Raw genomic sequence first — 18,801 nt, 5'->3', positions numbered from 1 at the left:
GGAGCTGGAGTGCACTCCAGGTCAACCCGATTCGCGGTCGTTGTGCCGATCAGGGGGTCGCGAGGGTGCGCAGGGCCAGGTAGGAGCGTTGGACGAACGGGGTGCGCAGGCCGGGCGCGGAGTTGGCCAGCGCGACCAGGGCCGTGCCGGACTCGGGGCTGTACCCGGCGAACGCGGTGAACCCGCGCGTCGCACCCGCGTGGAACAGCAGCGTGCGGCCGGGCCGGGCGCGGCGGTTCCAGACCAGGCACATGTCGTCGGTGGTGCCCGGCCGCACCAGGCGGGGGCGGGCGACGTCGACCAGGGCGGCGGCCAGCGGCGTGGCGTCCGGGTCGAGCAGGGCGGTCAGGTAACGCAGCAGGTCAGGCGCGGTGGACCGCAGTGCGCCCGCGGCGGGCAGGCCCGGGATGCGCCACGGCGGGCGCGGGCGGCCGTGCCAGTGGCCGGTGGCCTGGCGGGCGTCGGTGCAGTCGGTGTCGTGCAGGCCGAGCGGGCGCAGGACGCGGTCGGCGAGCAGGTCCGGGTACGGGACGCCGGCGGCGCGGGCCAGCGCCAGGCCCAGCACGGCGACGCCGTAGTTCGAGTAGCGGTAGCGCGGACTGGTCGGGGCGTGGGTCGCGGCGCGGGTTCTGGTTCGCGTGCGGGGTAGGGCGTCGAGCAGGGCGTCCGGGCCGAACGCCGCGTAGGGGTTGCTGAACCACTTCGGCAGCGCGGTGCGCAGGAGGCCCGGCGGGAGGCGGGGCAGCCCCGACGTGTGAGTGGCCAGTTCGGCGAGGGTGATCGGGATCCGGAGGGAGCCCGGCGGCAGGTAGCGGGCAACGTCGTCGTCGTGCGCGACCTCGCCGGCGGCGACCATCTGGGCGAGGAGGAGCGCGGTGAAGGTCTTGGTCAGCGACCCGATCTCGAACCTCGTGCCCGGGGTGAGCGGGGCGCCGGCGCGGGCAGTCGTGCCGGACAGCAGCACGGTGTCCTCGTGGCGGCGGCGGGCGGCGACCGCGACACCGGTTGCGCCGGGTGCGGCGGTCAGCAGCGGGGTGAGGTGCTCCTCCATCGGCCGGTGACCAGGCTCGTCAGCCGGTGAGCAGGCGGGACAGGGCGAGTGTCCCGGCGATCACCGCCACGACCGCCGGGTGCTGGTGGTCGGCGAACCGGGTGGCCGGGTCGTCGGCGACGGGCTCGCCGTCGCGGGGCACCAGGCCGTCGTCGTGCTGGACCGACGCCAACGCCTGCCACTCGGTCGGGTCCAGGCGGGGTTCGGGCAGGCACGCGCCGACGATGAGCAGCTCGCCGACGAGGTCCCACTGCGCCACCTCGGCCCAGACGTCCACCCACACCGGGAGCCAGGCGGCGAGGTAGTCCGCGAGGTCGGGTGGCAGGTCGTGCGGGCGGGCGCCCCAGTCGGTGAGGTGGAAGACGGTGTGGGTGAGGCTGTAGCCGGTCGTCCAGTCGATCGCCCAGGGCTCGGGGGTGCCGCCCAGCCACGTGGCGCGGGTGAGGCCGGCCCAGTCCGGGTCGCCGCCGACGCCGGTGGTGCGGCGCGCGTTGGCGACGGCGAGCGCCCGGTTCGGCAGCACCTCGGTCGAGGAACCCACGGCGGCGCTGTGCTCCAGCAGGGCGTGCAACCGGTCGTGCCGCAGGCCGGCTCGCGCGAAGTGGGCGTAGGTCTCCAGCGGGTCGGTGAGCAGCCAGTGCCGCAGTTGGCGCTCGTAGAGCAGGTCGCCCGCGCGGAACTCCGCCCACGTGAAGTCGAGCAGGTCCCGGGCCTGGGCGAGGGACGCCGGTCCGGCCACGCCCTCGCGCAGGACCAGGGACGCGGCCAGCGCGGTCTCGCCGAGCGGTTTGTAGAAGCGGTCCGGGTCGCCGATGTCGGTGGCGCCGGGCGGGAAGGCGCCGAGGTGGCGGTGGGTGTGCAGCCAGTCGAGGGCGGCGGTGGCGAGGCCGTGCGCGTGGTGGGCGGTGGTCGCGGAGCGGGCCGGGGTCACGCCGCCTCCAGAAGTCCGCGGGCGGGGGTCACGCCGCCTCCAGCAGCCTGCGGGTGATGGTGAGGTCGAGGGCCGTGCGCGCGCCCGTGCCCGCGTAGAGGCGCAGGTGGTCGGTGAGCAGGTACGGGTCCAGCGGGAGGTCGATCCGGGCGTGGTGCAGCAGGGCGGTCCAGCGGGCCAGCCGCACGACGGTCGCGTAGTCGCGGCGCAGCAGCGACCGGGTGACGCCTCGGCCCACGGCCAGCGGCTGTCCGAACACCGCGTCCACGACCGGGCCACCCAGTCCGGGCAGGGCCAGCGGGGCGAGCTGGGCGACGTGCACCGACCAGGTCCGCCACTCGGCGGGGTCGCCCAGGACGGTCTCCGCGTCGCCCGGCGGACCGGGGTCGGGTTCGCCCGGGTCGGCCAGGCGGAGCAGGGCGGTCGCGGTCGCCCAGTCGCGCCACGCCGTGACGTGCTGCTCGTGCGAGGCGGGCGCGCGGACCACGGGGAAGCAGGCGAAGGAGTCGGACACGACCTCCACGTCACCCGGGTCGAGCAGGTGGTCCGCGAGCAGGTGCGGCGCGAACAGGTCGGACCCGACCAACCGCACGGCCCCGAGCACCACGGTGCGATCACCGCACGCCTCGACGTGCGCCACCAACCCGGGCCGCTCCCGCCCGCGCAGGGCGTCGACCACCTGGCCGGCGAGCACGTCGGCAGCGCCGGCCAGGGAGGTCTCGGCGACGCGACCGCCGGTCGTCATCGTCCGGTGCCTCTGGTGCGTCGGGGGTTCCGGGTCACCGGTCCTTGGGCTCCTTCGGCACGGGCGGGGAGATGAGCAGGCCGAGCAGCAGCCCGCCGACGGCGTGCGGTTCGTAGAGCGGCGCGTCGCTGACTGTTGTTTCGGGCGGGGCCATCAGGGCGGTGAAGGCGGTGCGCGCTTCGGCGCCGGCGACGGGGTGGGTGAGGGTGTGGAGGGCCATCGCGGTTCTCCTCGAATCGGGACACCGCTGTCGGTGTCCGGCCGACTACGTGGTTCGAGTGCAACACAGGGGACGGTGGTTGAGCGGTCGAACCATCCGTGTGAGTGACGGGGGTCGAGGCACGCGAGGTCCCCGAAAGTGTTGCGCGCCAAGGACTCCGAGCACGCAGCGCGAACAGGGTGTGGCACCGCACGACGGAGGTGCGGTGTGTGGGCGCGGTCGGACGGGGACTCGGCGTGGTGTGGCTGGTGCCGTGTCCCCGAGCCGGGCCCGCGTCGGTCGGGCCCGCGCCGGTCGGCCCCGCGTGGGTCGGCCCCGCGTCGGTCGGGCCCGCGCCGGTCGGCCCCGCGTGGGTCGGGCCCGCGTGGGTCGGGCCCGCGTCGGTCGGGCCCGCGTCGGTCGGGTCCTCAGTCGTCCTTGGGCATGCTCCACGCCTCCAGGTGGGCCGCCATGCCCGGCACGTCGATCTGTTCCCGGCCCAACGCTCGGACCAGGTCCAGGGCCTCGTCCTCCTCCGCGTCGATCCACCAGCCGTTGATGTCGCACAGCGTCACCGCCGCCACCCAGCCCAGGCGCCAGTTGCCCTCGATCAGGGGGCGGGTGCGCACGATCGAGTCGAGCAGAGCCGACGCTTTCAGCCAGAGCGTGTCGTAAGCCTCGACGCCGAGCACCGTGGCCCTGGGCCGGTGCGCTGCGGAATCGAGGAGACCTAAGTCGCGCACGACCAGATCTCCGCCGGTGACGGCGGTCGCCAGCACGAGCAAGTCGCCGGCGTCGAGGTAGTTGACCACTGCTTGACGCGCTCCCTGTCCTGAGTGGCGGGGACTTCGGCGCGGCCACGCCTCGTCCGGGATGCCTCCGGCACCGCCGACCACCTCAGGTCCGTGTAACCCGACCGCACCACTGGCGGCGGGGATGGTGTCGACCGCGCGGCGCACCGAGGTGCACACCGACCGCGGCCCGATCTTCAACGGCGCACCATACCGGGGCGCCCACCGGCGGCGGGCACGTTCGCACCGGACCACGAGGGACGAGAGCTTGTTACGTCGATTGAGCTGCATGAACCCAGACTATCGAACATGTGTTCGAACGTCAGTGCACTTCACTCGATCGGGAATGAATGGACGTTCAGGCCGAACCGAGCCGGTCCAGCAGGCCCCGGTACTTCGGGAGCACGCGTCCGAGCACCTCGGACAGCTGCTCCTCCTTCTGCAACCTGGCCCACCGCTCGGCCAGCGCGAGCCGCACGACCTCCTGCTTCGACCGGCCCTCGGCGGCGGCCAGCTCGTCGAGCCGCCGGTTCTCCTCGTCGCTCAGACGCAGGGTCATCGCCATGTCCAGCACGGTACCAACCTGATACCACACTGGCTAGAGCGAGTTTTATAACACTGTTGCGATAGAATGCCCCGGTGCCACGACCGAAGACCCACGACGACGCCCTGCGCGTCCGCCTCCTGGACCGGGCCGGCGAGCTGCTGTCCACCGAAGGACCGGGCGCTTTGAGCTTGCGCAGGCTCGCGTCGGATGTCAACACGTCCACCACGGCCGTGTACTCGCTGTTCGGCGGCAAACCGGCACTCCTGGACGCCCTCTACGAGGAGGCCTTCCGGCGCTTCGGGGACCGGCTCGCGGCGCTGCCGGAGACCGACGACCCCGTCGAGGACATCGTCCGGATCGGCCTGACCTACCGGGACAGCGCCCTCGCCGATCCCCAGTTCTACCTGGTCATGTTCAGCAAGGTCGTCCCGAACTTCACCCCCTCCGAGGAGACCAACGCCGCCGCGGCCGAGACGTTCACGCCGCTGGTCGCCAACGTCCGCCGCGCGGTGGAGTCGGGGCTGTTCGTGGACGCGCCGCACGAGCACATCGCGCTGGCCATGTGGGGCATGGTGCACGGCCTGGTCAGCCTGGAGCTCAACGGGAACCTGCCACCGGGCGTCGAGATCGCCCCGGCCTACGAGCGCGCGATCCGGGCGCACATCGACGGGTGGCGCAAGCGGTCCTGAGCGGCAGGGGCTGGAGGTCGTGCGCGGGAAAGGGTGGGGTCCGGGGAGGAGGCCGCCGCGAAACCTCCCCGGACCCCGGGTGGACCGTCCCGGTCAGGACAGCCCGTCTCGGAGGGCGCGGATGAGTTCGCCGTCGGCGGTGTCGCCGTCCAGCGACCAGATCATCGCGCCGCCCAGCCCGCGTTCGGCCACGTAACGACCCTTGCGCTTGATCTCCACGGGGTCGTCCCACGTCCAGAACGTCGTGCCGTCGAACAGCCACGCGTGCCCGGCCTTCGGGTCGCGGTGCACGGTGTACTTGCCCAGTTGCGCCTTCAGGACCCGGTAGTCCTCGTACCCGGCCTCGTAGGTCGCGGGCGCGGGGCCGGTGGCGGGTTGGAAGAGGCCGTTGTTCTCGTTGCGCACGCCCGTCCAGCCCCGGCTGTAGAACGGCACGCCCAGCACGGTCTTGCCCCGAGGCGCACCACGGCTCAGGTAGTGGTCGATGGCGACCTGCGTGCTGAACTTCGGCGTCGTCGGGTCGGCCGCGGGCGTGCGGAGCGCGGACTGCTGGTTGGTCAGCGGGTCCCAGGCGCCGTGGTAGTCGTAGCCCTGGATGGTGGCGAAGGTCAGCAGCGCGAAGACCTTCGGGATCTCGAAGCCGCGGTCGGCTTGCGCCGGGTCGGCGGGCAGGAACGCCGTCAGGTCGTAGCGCTTGCCGGTGCGCCAGCTCAACGCGGTCAACTGCTTCCGGTACTCGACCAGCAGCGCGGTGAAGTTCGCGCGGTCCTCGGGCCGGACGACGTTGCCGGGCGCGCCGGGGCTCGCGGGCCACTCCCAGTCGAGGTCGATGCCGTCGAACACGCCCGCCGCCGCGCCGGGCGCGGTGCCGACCAGGTTGCCCTTGAGCCACAGGTCGATGCACGACTTCACGTGCGCCGCGCGGGACTCGGGCGTGAGGGCCGCGTCGGAGAAGTGCTTGGACCCGGTCCAGCCGCCGAGCGAGATGTTGACCCGCAGGCGCGGGTGCTTCGCCTTGAGCTGCTTGAGCTGGTTGAGGTTGCCCAGCAGCGGCTGACCCGCCTCGTCGGCCTTGCCGCTCACGCTCTGCTCCGCCGAGAAGGGCCGCTGGTAGTCGGCCCACGGGTCGGAGCTGACGCACTTGCCGGTCTCGTCGAGGAACCCGAACGCGTAGTTCAGGTGGGTGAGCCGGGGCGCGGTCCCGTTGTCGTCCAGGTTCTTCACCAGGAAGTTCCGGTCGTACCCGGCCCAGTTGGTGTAGTAGCCGACCGTCCGCGCGCCGTCCCGGTCGTGGGCCGCGGCGTGCGGCGCGAGCGACACCGTGAGCGCGGACGCCAGGAGGGCGGGGAGCACCCATCTCCTGCTCGACATGCTTCTCCTCGCGGGTGGAGGCGGCGGTGCTGTGGTCCAGACCACGGTAGGACTGAGGTCTAGACCACCTCTACGGCCGTTCGGCCGAATCCGGTCATACCGACCACTTCCGCTTCGGCTTGCCGTTCACAGTTGGTGCAAAAGTTTGCATGTGCGCCGACTGCCCGAGCCGCGCTAGCGTGCCGGTGTTCAAACTTGAATACCGACCCACGAGGGGGAACGGGTGACGATCCTGGTGACCGGCGCGACGGGCAACGTCGGCAGGCACGTGGTGGCCCAACTGGTGAAGGAGGGTGCGGACTTCCGGGCGTTGAGCCGCAACCCGGACAAAGCGGGCCTGCCGGCCGGTGTCGAGACTGTGAAAGGCGACCTCGCCCGTCCGGAGGAGCTGCCGCTGGACGGCGTGACGGCGGTGTTCCTGCTGGCGGTGCTGGAGTCGGACGACGCCGCCGGTCTGGCGGGCGCCCTGCTCGACCGGGCGCGTGACCTGCGACGGGTGGTGTTCCTGTCCAGCGACGCCGTGACGGTCCAGCGGCCGGGCAGCTACGAGCTGCACGAGTCGGTGGAGAAGGTGATCGAGGCGTCCGGTCTGGAGTGGACGCACGTGCGCCCCGGCGAGTTCATGTCCAACAAGCTGATCTGGGCGCGGAGCATCAAGCAGGACGACGTGGTCCGCCACGCCTTCCCGGACGCGCCCGGCGCACCCGTCCACGAGGCCGACATCGCGGAGGTCGCGGTGCGGGCGCTGCTGGACGACGGGCACGCGGGCAAGGCGTACCCGTTGAGCGGGCCCGAACTGCTCACCAACCGGCAGCAGGCGGCGGCCATCGGCGCGGGGCTGGGCCGGGAGATCGGCTTCGAGCCGCTGACCTACGGGCAGGCGCGGGCGAGCCTGATCCGGGACGTGGGCCTGCCGTACGACGTGGCCGAGTACATCCTGGGCTACCACGCGCAGTTCAACGAGGAGCCGCCGACGGTGTGGCCAACGTTCGAGGAGGTCGTGGGGCGGCGCGGGCGGACCTTGACCGAGTGGGCGGCCGACCACGCGGCCGAGCTGACCCCCTGACCCTCGGACGGAGGCGCTGCACGTCCGCGGACGTGCAGCGCCTCCGGGAAGTCAGACCGCGCCGTACTGGCGGTCGCCGGCGTCACCCAGGCCGGGGACGATGAAACCCGAGTCGTTCAGGCGTTCGTCGACGCTGGCGGTCACCAGGCGCACCGGCAGGCCGGAGTCCTCCAGGTGCTTGATGCCCTCCGGGGCCGCCAGCGCGCACACCGCCGTGACGTCCGTCGCGCCCCGGTCGGTGAGCAGGCGGATCGTGTACGCCATCGAGCCGCCGGTGGCCAGCATCGGGTCCAGGACGAAGACCGGCCGCCCGGCCAGGGTTTCCGGCAGCGACTCCATGTACGGGGTCGGCTGGAGCGTCTCCTCGTCGCGGGCGAGGCCGACGAAGCCCATCTGCGCGTCCGGGATGAGCTTGTGCGCCTGGTCCGCCATGCCCAGGCCGGCCCGCAGCACCGGCACCAGCAGCGGCGGGTTGGCCAGGCGGTAGCCGGTGGTCCGGGCGACGGGCGTGTGGACGCGCTCCTCGGCGACCGGGGCGTTCCGCGTGGCCTCGTAGACCAGCATCACGGTGAGTTCGTGCAGCGCGGCGCGGAAGGCGGCGTTGTCGGTGCGCGCGTCGCGCATCGTGGTGAGCCGTGCCCTGGCCAGGGGGTGATCGACGACGAGGACGTCCATGGTCAGACAGTATGTGGTACAGGTAGGCGGTGCCCGACGGCTCCTTACCGCCCTCCGTGGCCCGGTTCACCCGTGACGGCGTGGTCGTGGGGTTGGGGGTGCTGGTCGGCACCCGGCAGGTCGTGACCTGCGCCCACGTCGTGAACCTCGCCCTGGGGCGCGAGAAGCTCGCCGGTGACCGGCCCGACCACGTCGAAGTGCACGTCGGCGGGCAGACCCTGGTGGCCGCCGTGGAGCAGTGGGTGCCGCCGCCGGTCCGGGAAGGGGCACCGGGGGACGACGTCGCCGGGCTCGTGCTGGACGTCGACGTCCCGGTCCCGCCGGCTCGGCTGGTCACCACCCTGCCCGGCGTCGGGCAGGAGGTGCGGGTCTTCGGCTACCCCGGCAAACCGGTGCGGCCCAACGGGTCCTGGGTGACCGGCGTGGTGCGGGGCGAGGTCGACGGTGGGCTGGTGCAGCTGGACTCCGCGTCGGCGATCCACGTCCAGCCGGGGTTCAGCGGCAGCCCGGTGTGGGACGTGGCCGGCGGGCGGGTGATCGGGATCGTCGCCACCGCCGGGCGCGGTGCGGCCGACAGCTACGCCGTGGGGGCCGACCGGTTGCGGCAGGTGTGGCCCGAGGTGCTGGACCGGCGTCGGCGGCGCGTGGACGACGGGCTGGACGAGCTGACGATCGTGCAGCCGGCCGGGCCGCGGTTCGGCGGCGACGTCCCGCCCGCCACGGGGCGGCTGGTCGAGGACCTCGCCGACGTGCACCCGGACCTGCTGGTCGTGGCGGGCGACCTGACCGAGCACGGGCTGCGCAGCGAGTTCGAGCAGGCGTTCGCGTGGCTGGGCGAGGTGGCCGAGGCGGTGGAGCTGCCGCGCGACCGGGTGGTGGTCGTGCCGGGCGCGCACGACGTCAACCGCAAGGCGTGCCTGGCGTACTTCCTGCGGATGGAGGCCGAGGAGCGGGAGCCGCTGCCGCCGTACTGGGCCAAGTGGGAGCAGTACGCGGAGGCGTTCCAGCGCTTCTACCGGGACGTGCCGGTGGCGTTCACCGCCGACGAACCGTGGTCGCTGTTCGAGGTGCCGGACCTGGCGGTCGCGGTGGCCGGGTTCAACTCCACGATGGCCGACAGCCACCTGGGCGAGGTCGAGCCCGAGTTCGGCGACGAGCAGCTGACCCGGCTGTCCCGCAGGCTCGCCGAGTTCGGCGACCGCGGCTGGTTCCGGATCGGTGTCACCAACAGAGGGCGGTCCGTGCGGGGCCGGCCGCACGTCGTGGTGGCCGGCTTGCGCACCCTGAACTCCTACGACGTCCTGCGGATCGACCCGACCGGCTTCGACCGGCGCACGCGTCTGCTCGTGGACGGCCACTGGACCTCCGAATCGCACCTCCGCACGGAAAGGCGCTGGTCGGCCGAAAGCACCTTCGGTACGCGCAAGCACCGGCCCCCGGCCCCTCACGTCCGGCAGCCGGACGGGTTCTTCGAGCGGGTCGTGGAGGCGACGAAGGTCGACCGGCCGGCCGCGACCGTCACGCCCAACCGGGCCAACTCCTACCTGCGGGTCACCGAGCGCCGGCCGGGCGGCGGGGTCGAGCAGTGGCCGGTGTTCGTGACCGACGGCCCGGTCACCCGCGAGGTGCTCGACGGGTTCCGGGACACCCACCTGCGGTTCGCCGAGCAGGACCCGCAGACCCGCTCCGAACTCGTGCACGGCGGCCCGCCCGCGCCGGCCGACGTCGTGGCGCACGCGTTGAGCCTGGGCATCCGGGTCCGCAGTTGGATCGACTACCAGGGCCTGGTGGACCTGCGGGCGCTGGAGGAGCAGCAGCGGCGGGCGCTCGCCGACGACGTCATCTACCCGGCGGAGCTGTACGTGCCGCAACGGTTCCGCGAGCTGGGGCGGTTGCGCTCGGGTCACGTGCAGGTCGACCTGCTGGACCGGGTCGTGCGGTGGCTGGCGGCGGACTCGGCGCGGTTCGTCATGGTGCTGGGCGACTTCGGGCGCGGGAAGTCGTTCCTGCTGCGGCAGTTGGCGCGCGAGCTGCCGACCCGGCTGCGCGGCCTCACGCCGGTGCTGATCGAGTTGCGCAGCCTGGAGAAGGCGCCGTCGCTGGACACGCTCCTGATCCAGCACCTGTCCCGGGCGGGCGTGGAGGAGATCAGCGCGCCCAAGCTCAAGTACATGATCGACAGCGGGCGGGTCGCGCTGCTGTTCGACGGGTTCGACGAGCTGGAGCTGCGGGTCGGCTACGACAACGCCACCGACTACCTGCGCGTCCTGCTGCACCGCGTGGACGACCGGGCGAAGGTCGTGCTGACCAGCCGGACCCAGCACTTCCGGCTGACCAGCGACGTGCTCAACGTGCTGGGCGAGCAGGTCACGTCGATGGCGTCCAGCCGGGTGGCGCTGCTGGAGGACTTCACCGACGAGCAGATCCACGACTTCCTGACCCGGCACTACAAGGGCGACGCCGACCGCGCCCGCGCCCGGTTCGACCTGCTCGGAGACGTCCGCGACCTGCTCGGGCTGTCCCGCAACCCGCGGATGCTGTCGTTCATCGCCGACCTGGACGAGGAGCGACTGCGGGAGGTCGAGCGGCAGGAGGGCCGGATCAGCGCGGCCGAGCTGTACCGCGAGCTCGTGGACCACTGGCTGGTCAAGGAGACCGACCGGCAGCGCCACCCGTCCGGCCTGCCGTCGCTGGACGAGCGGGAACGCCTCGACGTCTGCACCACACTCGCGCTGCGCCTGTGGGCCACCACCGCGTCGGCGATCCGCGAGTCCGACCTGGGCGCGGCGGCGGCAACCCTGGCCCGGCTCACCGAACGCGGCTACTCGCACGCGCAGGCACAGCACGCCGTAGGCTCGGGGACGCTGCTCGTGCACACCGAGGACGGGTTCGGGTTCGTGCACCAGTCGGTGATGGAGTGGCTGGTCGCGAACGCGGCGGCCGGCCGGCCGGACACGGACATCACCAACCGCGTGATGTCCCCGCTGATGGTCGACTTCTTCTGCGACCTGGCCGGCCACGACACCGCTCGCGAGTGGGCGCGGGGCGTGCCGGCCGACGCGCCGGAGGCCGTGAAGCAGAACGCGTCCGCGGTGCTGGCGCGGTTGGGCGGTGCCGAACAGACCGACTTGAGCGGGATGGACCTGCGCGCCCGGGACCTCGCCGCGTTGGACCTGCGCGAGGCGAAGCTGAGCCGGGCCGACCTGCGCGGGCAGCGGTGGACCGACGTGGTGCTGACCGGGGCCGACCTGACCGGCGCGGACCTCACCGGCGTCCGCGTGACCGGCGGTGACCTGACCGGCGCGGACCTCACCGGCACCACGTGGCGGCGAGCGGCCCTGGTCGGCGTGCGCGGGGTGGAGGACCGGCCCGAACTGGCGGAGGCGGCCGTGGTCGGCCGGGACCCGGCGGAGGTCGTGCTGGGCGCGTCGGGCGGGGCGGAGGCAGTGGCGTACTCGCCGGACGGCGAACTGCTCGCGGTGAGCCGCGGGTCGGTGGTGGAACTGGTCGACGCGGGCACGGACAAAGTGCTGCGGGTGCTGCGCGGGCACCGCGACTGGGTCCTGGACGTGGCCTTCTCCCCCGACGGCACCCGCGTGGTCACGGCGTCCGCCGACGGCACGGCCCGGATCCACCAGGTCACCGGGGAGCACCTCGCCACGCTGACCGGGCACGACGGCCCGGTGTGGGCCGTGGCGGTCTCTCCAGAGGGCCGGTTCGTCGCGACGGCCGGCGACGACAACACGACTCGCTTGTGGTTCGGCGGCAAGCATTTCGCCACCTTGGAAGGCCGCACCGGACCGGTGTGGGCGGTCGACTTCGCGCCCGGCGGGGACAGGTTGGCCACGGCCTCGGCCGATGGCACGGTGCTCATCTGGACGCGCACGGGAAACCTCGCAGGCAAGATCAACACTCGGCAAGGCGCACTCCGCGACGTGGCCTACTCACCGAACTCCACCCACCTGGTCACGGCCGGCGCTGACGGCACCGCACGCCTGTGGACCGTGGGCGGCGGGTCCGCCGCCGCGTTCCGCGGCCACACCGGACCGTTGTGGGCGGTCGCCTTCTCCCCGGACGGCAACACCGTCGCCACCGCGTCGGAGGACGGCACCGCCCGCCTCTGGGACGTCGACGGCCGACTGCTCGCGGTGTTCGAAGGCCACGCCGGACCGGTGCGGGACGTCGTGTTCACGCACGACGGCAGCCGCCTGACCACCACGTGCACCGACGGCACCGTGCGGAGTTGGAGCACCGACGCGGGACGGCTGCTTTCCGTGGTGCCCCACAGCGGTGGACCGGTGCACTGCGCGATCTGGTCACCGGACGGCATGGAGTTGGCGACGGCGTCCCACGGTCGGACGCACGTCTGGACTGCGACCGGCGCCTTCCACTTCAAGGACGACCGGGCGACCCGGATCGCGTACGCGCCGGGACGCATGGAACTCGCGACGGCCGCGACGGACGGCTCGGTGCGCGTCTGGTACCGGGGCGGTATGCCGGCGCGCTTGATCCGCGCGCACGACGGTCCGGTGAACGACGTGACCTACTCGCCGAACAGCCGCTACGTCGCCACGGCCGGGGACGACGCCACCGCGGCGGTGTGGAGCAACGACGGCAAGGAGCTCGCCAGGATCAGGGACCACGGCGACAAGGTCACGGCGGTGGCCTTCTCACCGGACGGGACCGAACTGGCGACGGCTTCCCACGACGGCACAGTGCGCAGATGGGTCGCGATGACCGGCGAGGCGGTCGACCGGATCGGCGGAAAGCTCGGCCCGGTGAACGACGTGGCCTACTCGCCGGACGGCCGCCGCCTCGCGATCGGTTCCCGCGACGGCTTCGCCGCGCTGTGGGGACCCTCGCACCAGCTCAGGTTCCTGCAGGGCCACTCGAAGCAGGTGTGGGCCGTGGCCTGGTCGCCGGACGGCCGGACCGTCGCCACCGCCTCCGAGGACGGCACGGCCCGGACCTGGACCGTGGGCGGCAAGCCGATCGCGACGTTCGAAGGCCACGACGGTCCGGTGTGGACGGTCGAGTTCGCGCCGGACGGCAGTCACCTCGTCACCGGCTCCTTCGACGGCACCACACGGATCTGGTCCGTCGACGGCGACCCGCTCGTCACCCTGATGAGCAGTCCGCACGGCTGGGCGGCGGTCACGCCGGACGGGGCCTACCGGACCGGTGGAGAGGTGTCGGACATGCTGTGGTGGGCGGTCAAGTTGTGCCGGTTCGAGGTGGGCGAGTTGGACGGGTACTACGAGAACGCCCGGCCGATGGCGGACGGCGAGCCGATCCCCGGGCTGCGGCCCGCGACGCGCTGAGGGGGTCGGCGTGGCACGCACCGCGTTGCTGATCGCGACCGACACCTACGGCGACCCGACCTTCCAGGCCCTGCGCGCCCCCCGGCTCGACGCGACCGAACTGGCGGCCGTGCTCGGCGACCCGGCGATCGGCGGGTTCGACACGCGGGTGCTGGTGAACCGGCCCGCGCAAGAGCTGCGGGAGCAGGTCGAGGCGCTGTTCGCCGACGCCGGGCACGACGACGTCGTCCTCCTCTACCTCTCCGGCCACGGCGTCAAGGCGCGGTTGGGCGCGTTGCACTTCGTCGCGACCGACACGCGCAACCGGCTCCTGGCGTCCACGTCGGTGGCGGCGAAGTTCGTCCGGGAGCAGATCGACCACAGCCTGGCCGCGCAGGTCGTGGTGTGGCTGGACTGCTGCTACGGCGGGGCGTTCCCGAGCGGGATGCTGCCGCGGTCGGCCGGGACCGTGGACGTGGTGCAGCAGCTCGAAGAAGGCCGCGGGTGCACGATCATGACGGCCTCCACGCACATCCAGTACGCCTACGAACCCGCGAGCGGCCGGGTCGAGGACTCGGCGCAGCCGTCGATCTTCACGCGGGCGATCATCGACGGTCTGCGGACGGGTTCGGCCGACCTCGACCGCGACGGGGTGATCAGCGCCCGCGACCTCTACGGGTACGTCTACGACCGCGTGCGGCGCGCGAACCCCGACCAGACGCCGACGAGCAGCGGGGTGCTGTCCGGAGACCTGCGGATCGCCTCCGCCGGCCCTCCGCTGCCCGCGGGACTGCCCGACGAGGTCCGCCGCCTGCTGCGCAGCCCCGACCCGAAGCTCCGGGAGTGGGGCCTGCGGATCCTGCGGGACCAGGGCGACGACCCGGTGGAACCGGCCCTGGACCCTGTTGTGGACCCGGTCGACCGAGCGCGGCGGACCGAGCTGGACGAGCAGGTGGCGACGCTGCTCAAGGCCCCACTGACCAGGGCCGCGAAGGCTTTCGCCGCGCGGGCCGCACAACTGGCCACCCGGCAGAGCCCGTTCCGGCCGCCGATGCCGTTCTTCGAGCGCGGTGCCTCGCTGGGCGAAGGCGGTCAGAACATCTCGTTCACCGCCGACTCGCGGAGGGTGATCTCGGGATGGCGGATGTGGAGCGTAGCCGGGTGGGGACCCGTCGAAGGTGTGCCGCACGGTGGTGTGAAGGCGGTGAGCCCGGACGGTCGGTTGGCGGCCAACGTTCGCGTCAGCCAGGTGTTCGTGCTGTCGACGGCGACGTGGCGGGAGATGGCCTCCATCGCCGCGCGCAACGTGTACGGGCTCGCCTTCAACCACGACGGGTCGCTGCTCACCGCGCGGTCGTCGAGCGGCTCCGTGCTGTGGAGGGCTGACGGTGACCGGTGGGAGGAGATCAGGCCCTTCAGCCGTTCCGGCGTGAACGGGGTCGTGCGGTTCAGCGCCGGGAGTGCGCGATCGGTCCTGGTGACAGGGACCGAGACGGTCTCGTTGTGGGACACCGACAGCTGGACCCTCCTCGGCTCGGTCACGCTGCCCGGCGTTCGCCTGGCCGAAGTCAGCGCGGACGGGCTCTTCCTCGCGGTCGCGTCGGCGGAGCGGGTCGAGGTGTGGCGGACGGTCGACTGGCGGCGGATCGCGGGTTGGGGCACCGGCGACGGTCGCGCCCGGCCGCTGGCGTTCGCCCCCGACCTGTCCACCGTGGTGTTCCAGGGTTGGGACGGGCTCGAACTGCGGGACACCGCGAACGGCGAGGTCGTGCAACGCATCCCGACCCGGGCGGAGGCGGCGGCGTTGAGCGCGGACGGGCGGTTCCTCGCCATCACGACGTCCCGCTCCCACGTCTGGGTGTGGTCACGCGTCCCGTCCGACCTCGCCGGTCGAGCGGACGTCGGCGCACTCCCGCCACCGCCGAGCCGGTCCGCCCAGGTCGCCCACCGCGTCCGGTTCGCCGGTGGGGTGACCGCCGTGGCGGGTGTCGCGCTGCCAGTCGTGTGGCCGACGGACGTCGTGATCACCGGGACCATCGGCGCGGTGCTGGCGATCGGCGGAACCTGGTTGGTGGTGAAGAGCCGGTCGTCGACCACCTGAGCACTAGACTCACCCTGGTGAGCGACGAGTTGGTGCCGGACCCCAGTCGGATGCGTGCGTCGGACGCCGACCGCGAGCAGGTCGCCAAGGTGCTGCAGAAGGCCCACAGCGAAGGTCGGCTGGACCTGCACGAGCTGGACGAGCGGCTCGGGCAGGTGTACGCGGCCAAGACCTACGGGGAGCTGGTGCCGCTCACCGCCGACCTCGGGATGACCGGGGTCGTCGTGCCGCAGCCCGTCCAGCAGGTGCAGCCCTACCAGCAGCACCTGCCGTCGAGTCGGGTCGTGGGTGGGGCCGGGCCGTCGACGTCCATCGCGTTCTGGTCCGGGGTCGACCGCAAGGGCGAGTGGGTCGTGCCGGCTTCGCACAGCGTCGTCGCGATCATGGGTGGGGTGGCGCTGGACCTGTCGCGGGCGCGGTTCGCGCAGGAGCACACCACGATCACCGTGTTCGCGTTCTGGGGTGGCGTGGAGATCTACGTGCCCGAGGACGTCACCGTGCGGGTGGACGGCACGGGGATCATGGGCGCGTTCGAAGACTCCACCTACAAGACGCCGACCGTGCCGGGTGGCCCCGTGGTGCGCATCACGGGTGTGGCCATCATGGGCGGTGTCGAGGTGCGCCGGCCCAAGCGGAAGAAGCTCAAGGGGCACAAGCGGGAAGAGCTGGAGGACTGACACCCGCTTCTCACCCGGTCGTGTGACGGGCTAGTCTTCGGCGTCCCCGCCCCCGCCCCTTGCGATGTCGAATGACGACCACCACTGATCAGACCCCGGTCTTCGTGGACCCGAGCGGACGCCGCCGCCGCGTGCTGCGCATCCTCATCGGCGTCGCCGTCGCCGGTGTGCTCGTCTACGTGGCGCTGCTGGTCGTGGCGCTGTCCGGTGGCCCCGTGAAGCCGTCGTCGCTGCTGCCGCTCCCGGCCGCGGAGGACGTGCCCACCACCACGACGAGCGCGCCGCCGACCACGACCGCCGAGACCACCACCGAGACCACCACCGCCCGGGACACCACCGAGCGGACCACCACCGAGGGCTCGCCGACGGTCACCACGACCGCCGAGCCGACCACGCCGAGCACGCCGGGCAGCCGGCGCACCGACCCGCCGGGCGCGTCCAACCGGCCTACCCCGCCCGGCAAGGGCTGATGGCCCGCCCGTCGCCGCGCGCCCACTGGGTGCTGCTGTCGCTGACGGTGGTGGCGCTGCTGGCGTTGCTGCTGCTGGACCTGTTCGTGGTCAAGCGGGTCGGGCAGGGCGAGGCCCCGGTCGCCGGTCCCGCGGACCACGTGCCCGAGGCGCTGCACGCGGGCGGCCCGCTGATCGGCACGGACGGCGACAGGCTGGTGTCCCGCGCGGCGCCGGAGCGGACCGTCGTGCTGACCTTCGACGACGGTCCCGACCCGCGCTGGACCCCGCAGGTGCTCGACGTCCTGCGCCGCCACGGCGTCAAGGCCACGTTCTTCGTCACCGGCGTGGCCGCCGCGCAGCACCCCGACCTGCTGGAAAGGGTCGTCGCCGAGGGCCACGAGGTCGGGCTGCACACCTTCACCCACGTCGACCTGGGCCAGGTCGGCGAGGCCCGGACGAGCCTGGAGCTGGACCAGACCCGGCTCGCGCTGGCCGGCGCGGTGGGCCGCGTGAGCACCCTGGTCCGCCCGCCCTACTCGGCCACCCCGGACGCGCTGGACAACGACGACCTGGCGGGCGTGGAGCGGGTCGTGGCGTCCGGGCACCTGGTGCTGCTGTCGGACCTGGACACCGAGGACTGGCGCAACCCCGGCGCGGACGCCATCGCGGCGGCGGCGATGCCGCAGGACGACAAGGGTGCCGTGGTGCTCATGCACGACGGCGGCGGCGACCGGTCCCAGACCGTGGCCGCGCTGGACCTGCTGCTGCCGAAGCTGAAGGAGCAGGGCCGGCAGTTCCGGACGGCGAGCGACGCCCTGGGCCTCGACCCGCCGCAGGAGGCCGGTGCGGTCGAGCGGTCCGCCGGGGTCGCGGTGTCGCTCGCGGTGCGGGCCGCCGGGTTCACGACCGACCTGATGGACTGGCTGGTCGTGGTGTCGGCGGTGCTGGCGCTGCTGCGCGCGGTCCTGCTGCTGGCCACCACCGGCATCCACGCCCGCCGCAAGCCCGGCCGGCACGCGAGACCCCTCCGGCCGCAGCCGGTCACGGTGATCGTGCCCGCGTACAACGAGGAAGCCGGCATCGAGGCGACCCTGCGGACGATCCTGGCCAGCACGGCGGACGTGCGGGTCATCGTCGTCGACGACGGGTCGACCGACCGGACCAGCGAGGTGGTGCGGTCCCTGGGCCTGCCGCGGGTGGTGCTGATCCGCCAGCCCAACGCGGGCAAGGCGGCGGCCCTGAACACCGGCCTGCGCCACTGCGAGACCGAGCTGGTGGTCATGGTCGACGGCGACACCGTGCTCGAGCCCGACACCGTGGCCGAGCTGGTGCGGCCGTTCGCCGACCCCGGGGTGGGTGCGGTGTCCGGCAACGCCAAGGTCGGCAACCGGACCGGTCTGCTGGGTCGGTGGCAGCACATCGAGTACGTGATCGGCTTCAACCTCGACCGGCGCATGTACGACGTCATGGAGTGCATGCCGACCGTCCCGGGCGCGGTCGGCGGCTTCCGGCTCAGCGCGCTGCGCGAGGTGGGCGGGGTGCCCGAGGACACGCTGGCCGAGGACACCGACCTCACGATGGCGTTGGAACGCGCCGGCTGGGCCGTGACGTACCAGGAGTCGGCGCGGGCGTGGACGGAGGCGCCGGCGTCGCTGGGCCAGTTGTGGCGGCAGCGGTACCGGTGGTGCTACGGCACCTTGCAGGCGATGTGGAAGCACCGCGGCGCTTTGTTCGACCGCGGCTTGGGCGGGCGTCTGGGGCGGCGCGGATTGCCGTACCTGGCGCTCTACCAGGTGGTGCTGCCCGTGCTCGCGCCCGCTATCGACGTCTTCGCGGTGCTGAGCCTGTTCACCGATCCCGGACGCGGCGCGTGGGCGTGGTTCGGATTCCTGGTGCTGCAACTCGTGCCCGCGGTGATCGCTTTCCGACTGGACCGCGAAAGCCTCCGACCCCTGTGGGCCGTTTTGTTGCAACCCGTCGTTTACCGGCAACTCATGTACCTGGTGGTCATCCAGTCGATCGTCACGGCCATCGCCGGCGCGCGGCTGCCGTGGCAGAAGCTGAAGCGGACGGGAACCGCCGCGCTGGCCGCTCCCGAGCCGCTGCTGGAAGACCCGGTCACCACCCCGATCCGCCGCCCCTGACCAGGGCACACCGCACCTGAGCTGCGGATACGGCGGTGGCCGAGACATCGGCGTCTTCGATG

At 72.8% G+C, this 18,801-nt stretch carries 15 protein-coding genes; 7 read left to right on the top strand and 8 right to left on the bottom strand.

The window, feature by feature from the left end; genetic code table 11:
* Positions 1-49 precede the first annotated feature (49 nt).
* The 6 genes from DFJ66_RS27770 to DFJ66_RS27745 form a co-directional block, all read right to left on the bottom strand.
* A complete protein-coding gene (locus DFJ66_RS27770; protein WP_121225278.1) occupies positions 50-1,051 on the bottom strand; it encodes a serine hydrolase domain-containing protein in 1,002 nt (333 codons plus the stop codon).
* A gap of 19 nt (positions 1,052-1,070) precedes the next feature.
* The gene (locus DFJ66_RS27765; RefSeq protein ID WP_121225276.1) at positions 1,071-1,982 is read right to left on the bottom strand and encodes a DUF6895 family protein; all 912 of its coding nucleotides are present in this window, start codon (positions 1,980-1,982) and stop codon (positions 1,071-1,073) included.
* A gap of 28 nt (positions 1,983-2,010) precedes the next feature.
* The gene (locus DFJ66_RS27760; RefSeq protein WP_121225274.1) at positions 2,011-2,727 is read right to left on the bottom strand and encodes a hypothetical protein; all 717 of its coding nucleotides are present in this window, start codon (positions 2,725-2,727) and stop codon (positions 2,011-2,013) included.
* A 34-nt stretch (positions 2,728-2,761) separates the two neighbouring features.
* A complete protein-coding gene (locus DFJ66_RS27755) occupies positions 2,762-2,947 on the bottom strand; it encodes a hypothetical protein (protein ID WP_121225272.1) in 186 nt (61 codons plus the stop codon).
* 407 nt (positions 2,948-3,354) lie between these two features.
* A complete protein-coding gene (locus tag DFJ66_RS27750) occupies positions 3,355-3,738 on the bottom strand; it encodes a type II toxin-antitoxin system death-on-curing family toxin (RefSeq protein ID WP_121225270.1) in 384 nt (127 codons plus the stop codon).
* 337 nt (positions 3,739-4,075) lie between these two features.
* Positions 4,076-4,282 carry a type II toxin-antitoxin system VapB family antitoxin gene (locus DFJ66_RS27745; protein WP_015105038.1) on the bottom strand — a complete coding sequence of 69 codons (207 nt, stop codon included), beginning with the start codon at positions 4,280-4,282 and terminating at the stop codon, positions 4,076-4,078.
* Between the two features lie 74 nt (positions 4,283-4,356).
* Between DFJ66_RS27745 and DFJ66_RS27740 the strand changes: the two genes are divergently transcribed.
* Entirely contained in the window at positions 4,357-4,953 is a 597-nt protein-coding gene (locus tag DFJ66_RS27740; protein ID WP_121225268.1) for a TetR/AcrR family transcriptional regulator, read from the top strand.
* 93 nt (positions 4,954-5,046) lie between these two features.
* Here the strand turns inward: DFJ66_RS27740 and DFJ66_RS27735 are convergent, their stop codons facing one another.
* On the bottom strand, positions 5,047-6,324 hold the full coding sequence (locus tag DFJ66_RS27735; RefSeq protein WP_121225266.1) for a glycoside hydrolase family 18 protein: 1,278 nt from the start codon (positions 6,322-6,324) through the stop codon (positions 5,047-5,049).
* 223 nt (positions 6,325-6,547) lie between these two features.
* Here DFJ66_RS27735 and DFJ66_RS27730 point away from each other — a divergent pair, with 223 nt between their 5' ends.
* Positions 6,548-7,390, top strand: coding sequence for an NAD(P)H-binding protein (locus DFJ66_RS27730; protein ID WP_121225264.1), 843 nt, complete (start codon positions 6,548-6,550; stop codon positions 7,388-7,390).
* Positions 7,391-7,441: 51 nt separating this feature from the next.
* Here the strand turns inward: DFJ66_RS27730 and upp are convergent, their stop codons facing one another.
* Complete coding sequence (upp, locus tag DFJ66_RS27725) at positions 7,442-8,065, bottom strand: uracil phosphoribosyltransferase (RefSeq protein WP_121225262.1); 624 nt, start codon at positions 8,063-8,065, stop codon at positions 7,442-7,444.
* Between the two features lie 29 nt (positions 8,066-8,094).
* Here upp and DFJ66_RS27720 point away from each other — a divergent pair, with 29 nt between their 5' ends.
* The 5 genes from DFJ66_RS27720 (at position 8,095) to DFJ66_RS27700 (ending at position 18,739) form a co-directional block, all read left to right on the top strand.
* A complete protein-coding gene (locus DFJ66_RS27720) occupies positions 8,095-13,386 on the top strand; it encodes a trypsin-like peptidase domain-containing protein (protein WP_121225260.1) in 5,292 nt (1,763 codons plus the stop codon).
* Positions 13,387-13,396: 10 nt separating this feature from the next.
* Entirely contained in the window at positions 13,397-15,466 is a 2,070-nt protein-coding gene (locus tag DFJ66_RS27715) for a caspase, EACC1-associated type (protein ID WP_170199692.1), read from the top strand.
* 17 nt (positions 15,467-15,483) lie between these two features.
* Entirely contained in the window at positions 15,484-16,143 is a 660-nt protein-coding gene (locus tag DFJ66_RS27710; protein ID WP_121225256.1) for a DUF1707 SHOCT-like domain-containing protein, read from the top strand.
* 71 nt (positions 16,144-16,214) lie between these two features.
* A complete protein-coding gene (locus tag DFJ66_RS27705; RefSeq protein WP_121225254.1) occupies positions 16,215-16,613 on the top strand; it encodes a hypothetical protein in 399 nt (132 codons plus the stop codon).
* Positions 16,613-18,739, top strand: coding sequence for a bifunctional polysaccharide deacetylase/glycosyltransferase family 2 protein (locus DFJ66_RS27700; protein ID WP_121225252.1), 2,127 nt, complete (start codon positions 16,613-16,615; stop codon positions 18,737-18,739). Before DFJ66_RS27705 ends, DFJ66_RS27700 begins: the two co-directional genes overlap by 1 nt.
* Positions 18,740-18,801: the final 62 nt, after the last annotated feature.

Origin of the sequence: Saccharothrix variisporea (assembly GCF_003634995.1) — a bacterium.
GTDB classification, from domain to species: domain Bacteria; phylum Actinomycetota; class Actinomycetes; order Mycobacteriales; family Pseudonocardiaceae; genus Actinosynnema; species Actinosynnema variisporeum.
This window is presented reverse-complemented; position numbering and strand designations above follow the sequence as displayed.

Excerpts from the sequence above, each read along its gene's own strand:
- DFJ66_RS27755 (WP_121225272.1), bottom strand. The coding sequence starts at position 2,947 with ATGGCCCTCCACACCCTCACCCACCCCGTCGCCGGCGCCGAAGCGCGC.
- DFJ66_RS27760 (WP_121225274.1), bottom strand. The coding sequence starts at position 2,727 with ATGACGACCGGCGGTCGCGTCGCCGAGACCTCCCTGGCCGGCGCTGCC.
- upp (WP_121225262.1), bottom strand. The coding sequence starts at position 8,065 with ATGGACGTCCTCGTCGTCGATCACCCCCTGGCCAGGGCACGGCTCACC.
- DFJ66_RS27770 (WP_121225278.1), bottom strand. The coding sequence starts at position 1,051 with ATGGAGGAGCACCTCACCCCGCTGCTGACCGCCGCACCCGGCGCAACC.
- DFJ66_RS27735 (WP_121225266.1), bottom strand. The coding sequence starts at position 6,324 with ATGTCGAGCAGGAGATGGGTGCTCCCCGCCCTCCTGGCGTCCGCGCTC.
- DFJ66_RS27705 (WP_121225254.1), top strand. The coding sequence starts at position 16,215 with ATGACGACCACCACTGATCAGACCCCGGTCTTCGTGGACCCGAGCGGA.
- DFJ66_RS27700 (WP_121225252.1), top strand. The coding sequence starts at position 16,613 with ATGGCCCGCCCGTCGCCGCGCGCCCACTGGGTGCTGCTGTCGCTGACG.
- DFJ66_RS27745 (WP_015105038.1), bottom strand. The coding sequence starts at position 4,282 with ATGGCGATGACCCTGCGTCTGAGCGACGAGGAGAACCGGCGGCTCGAC.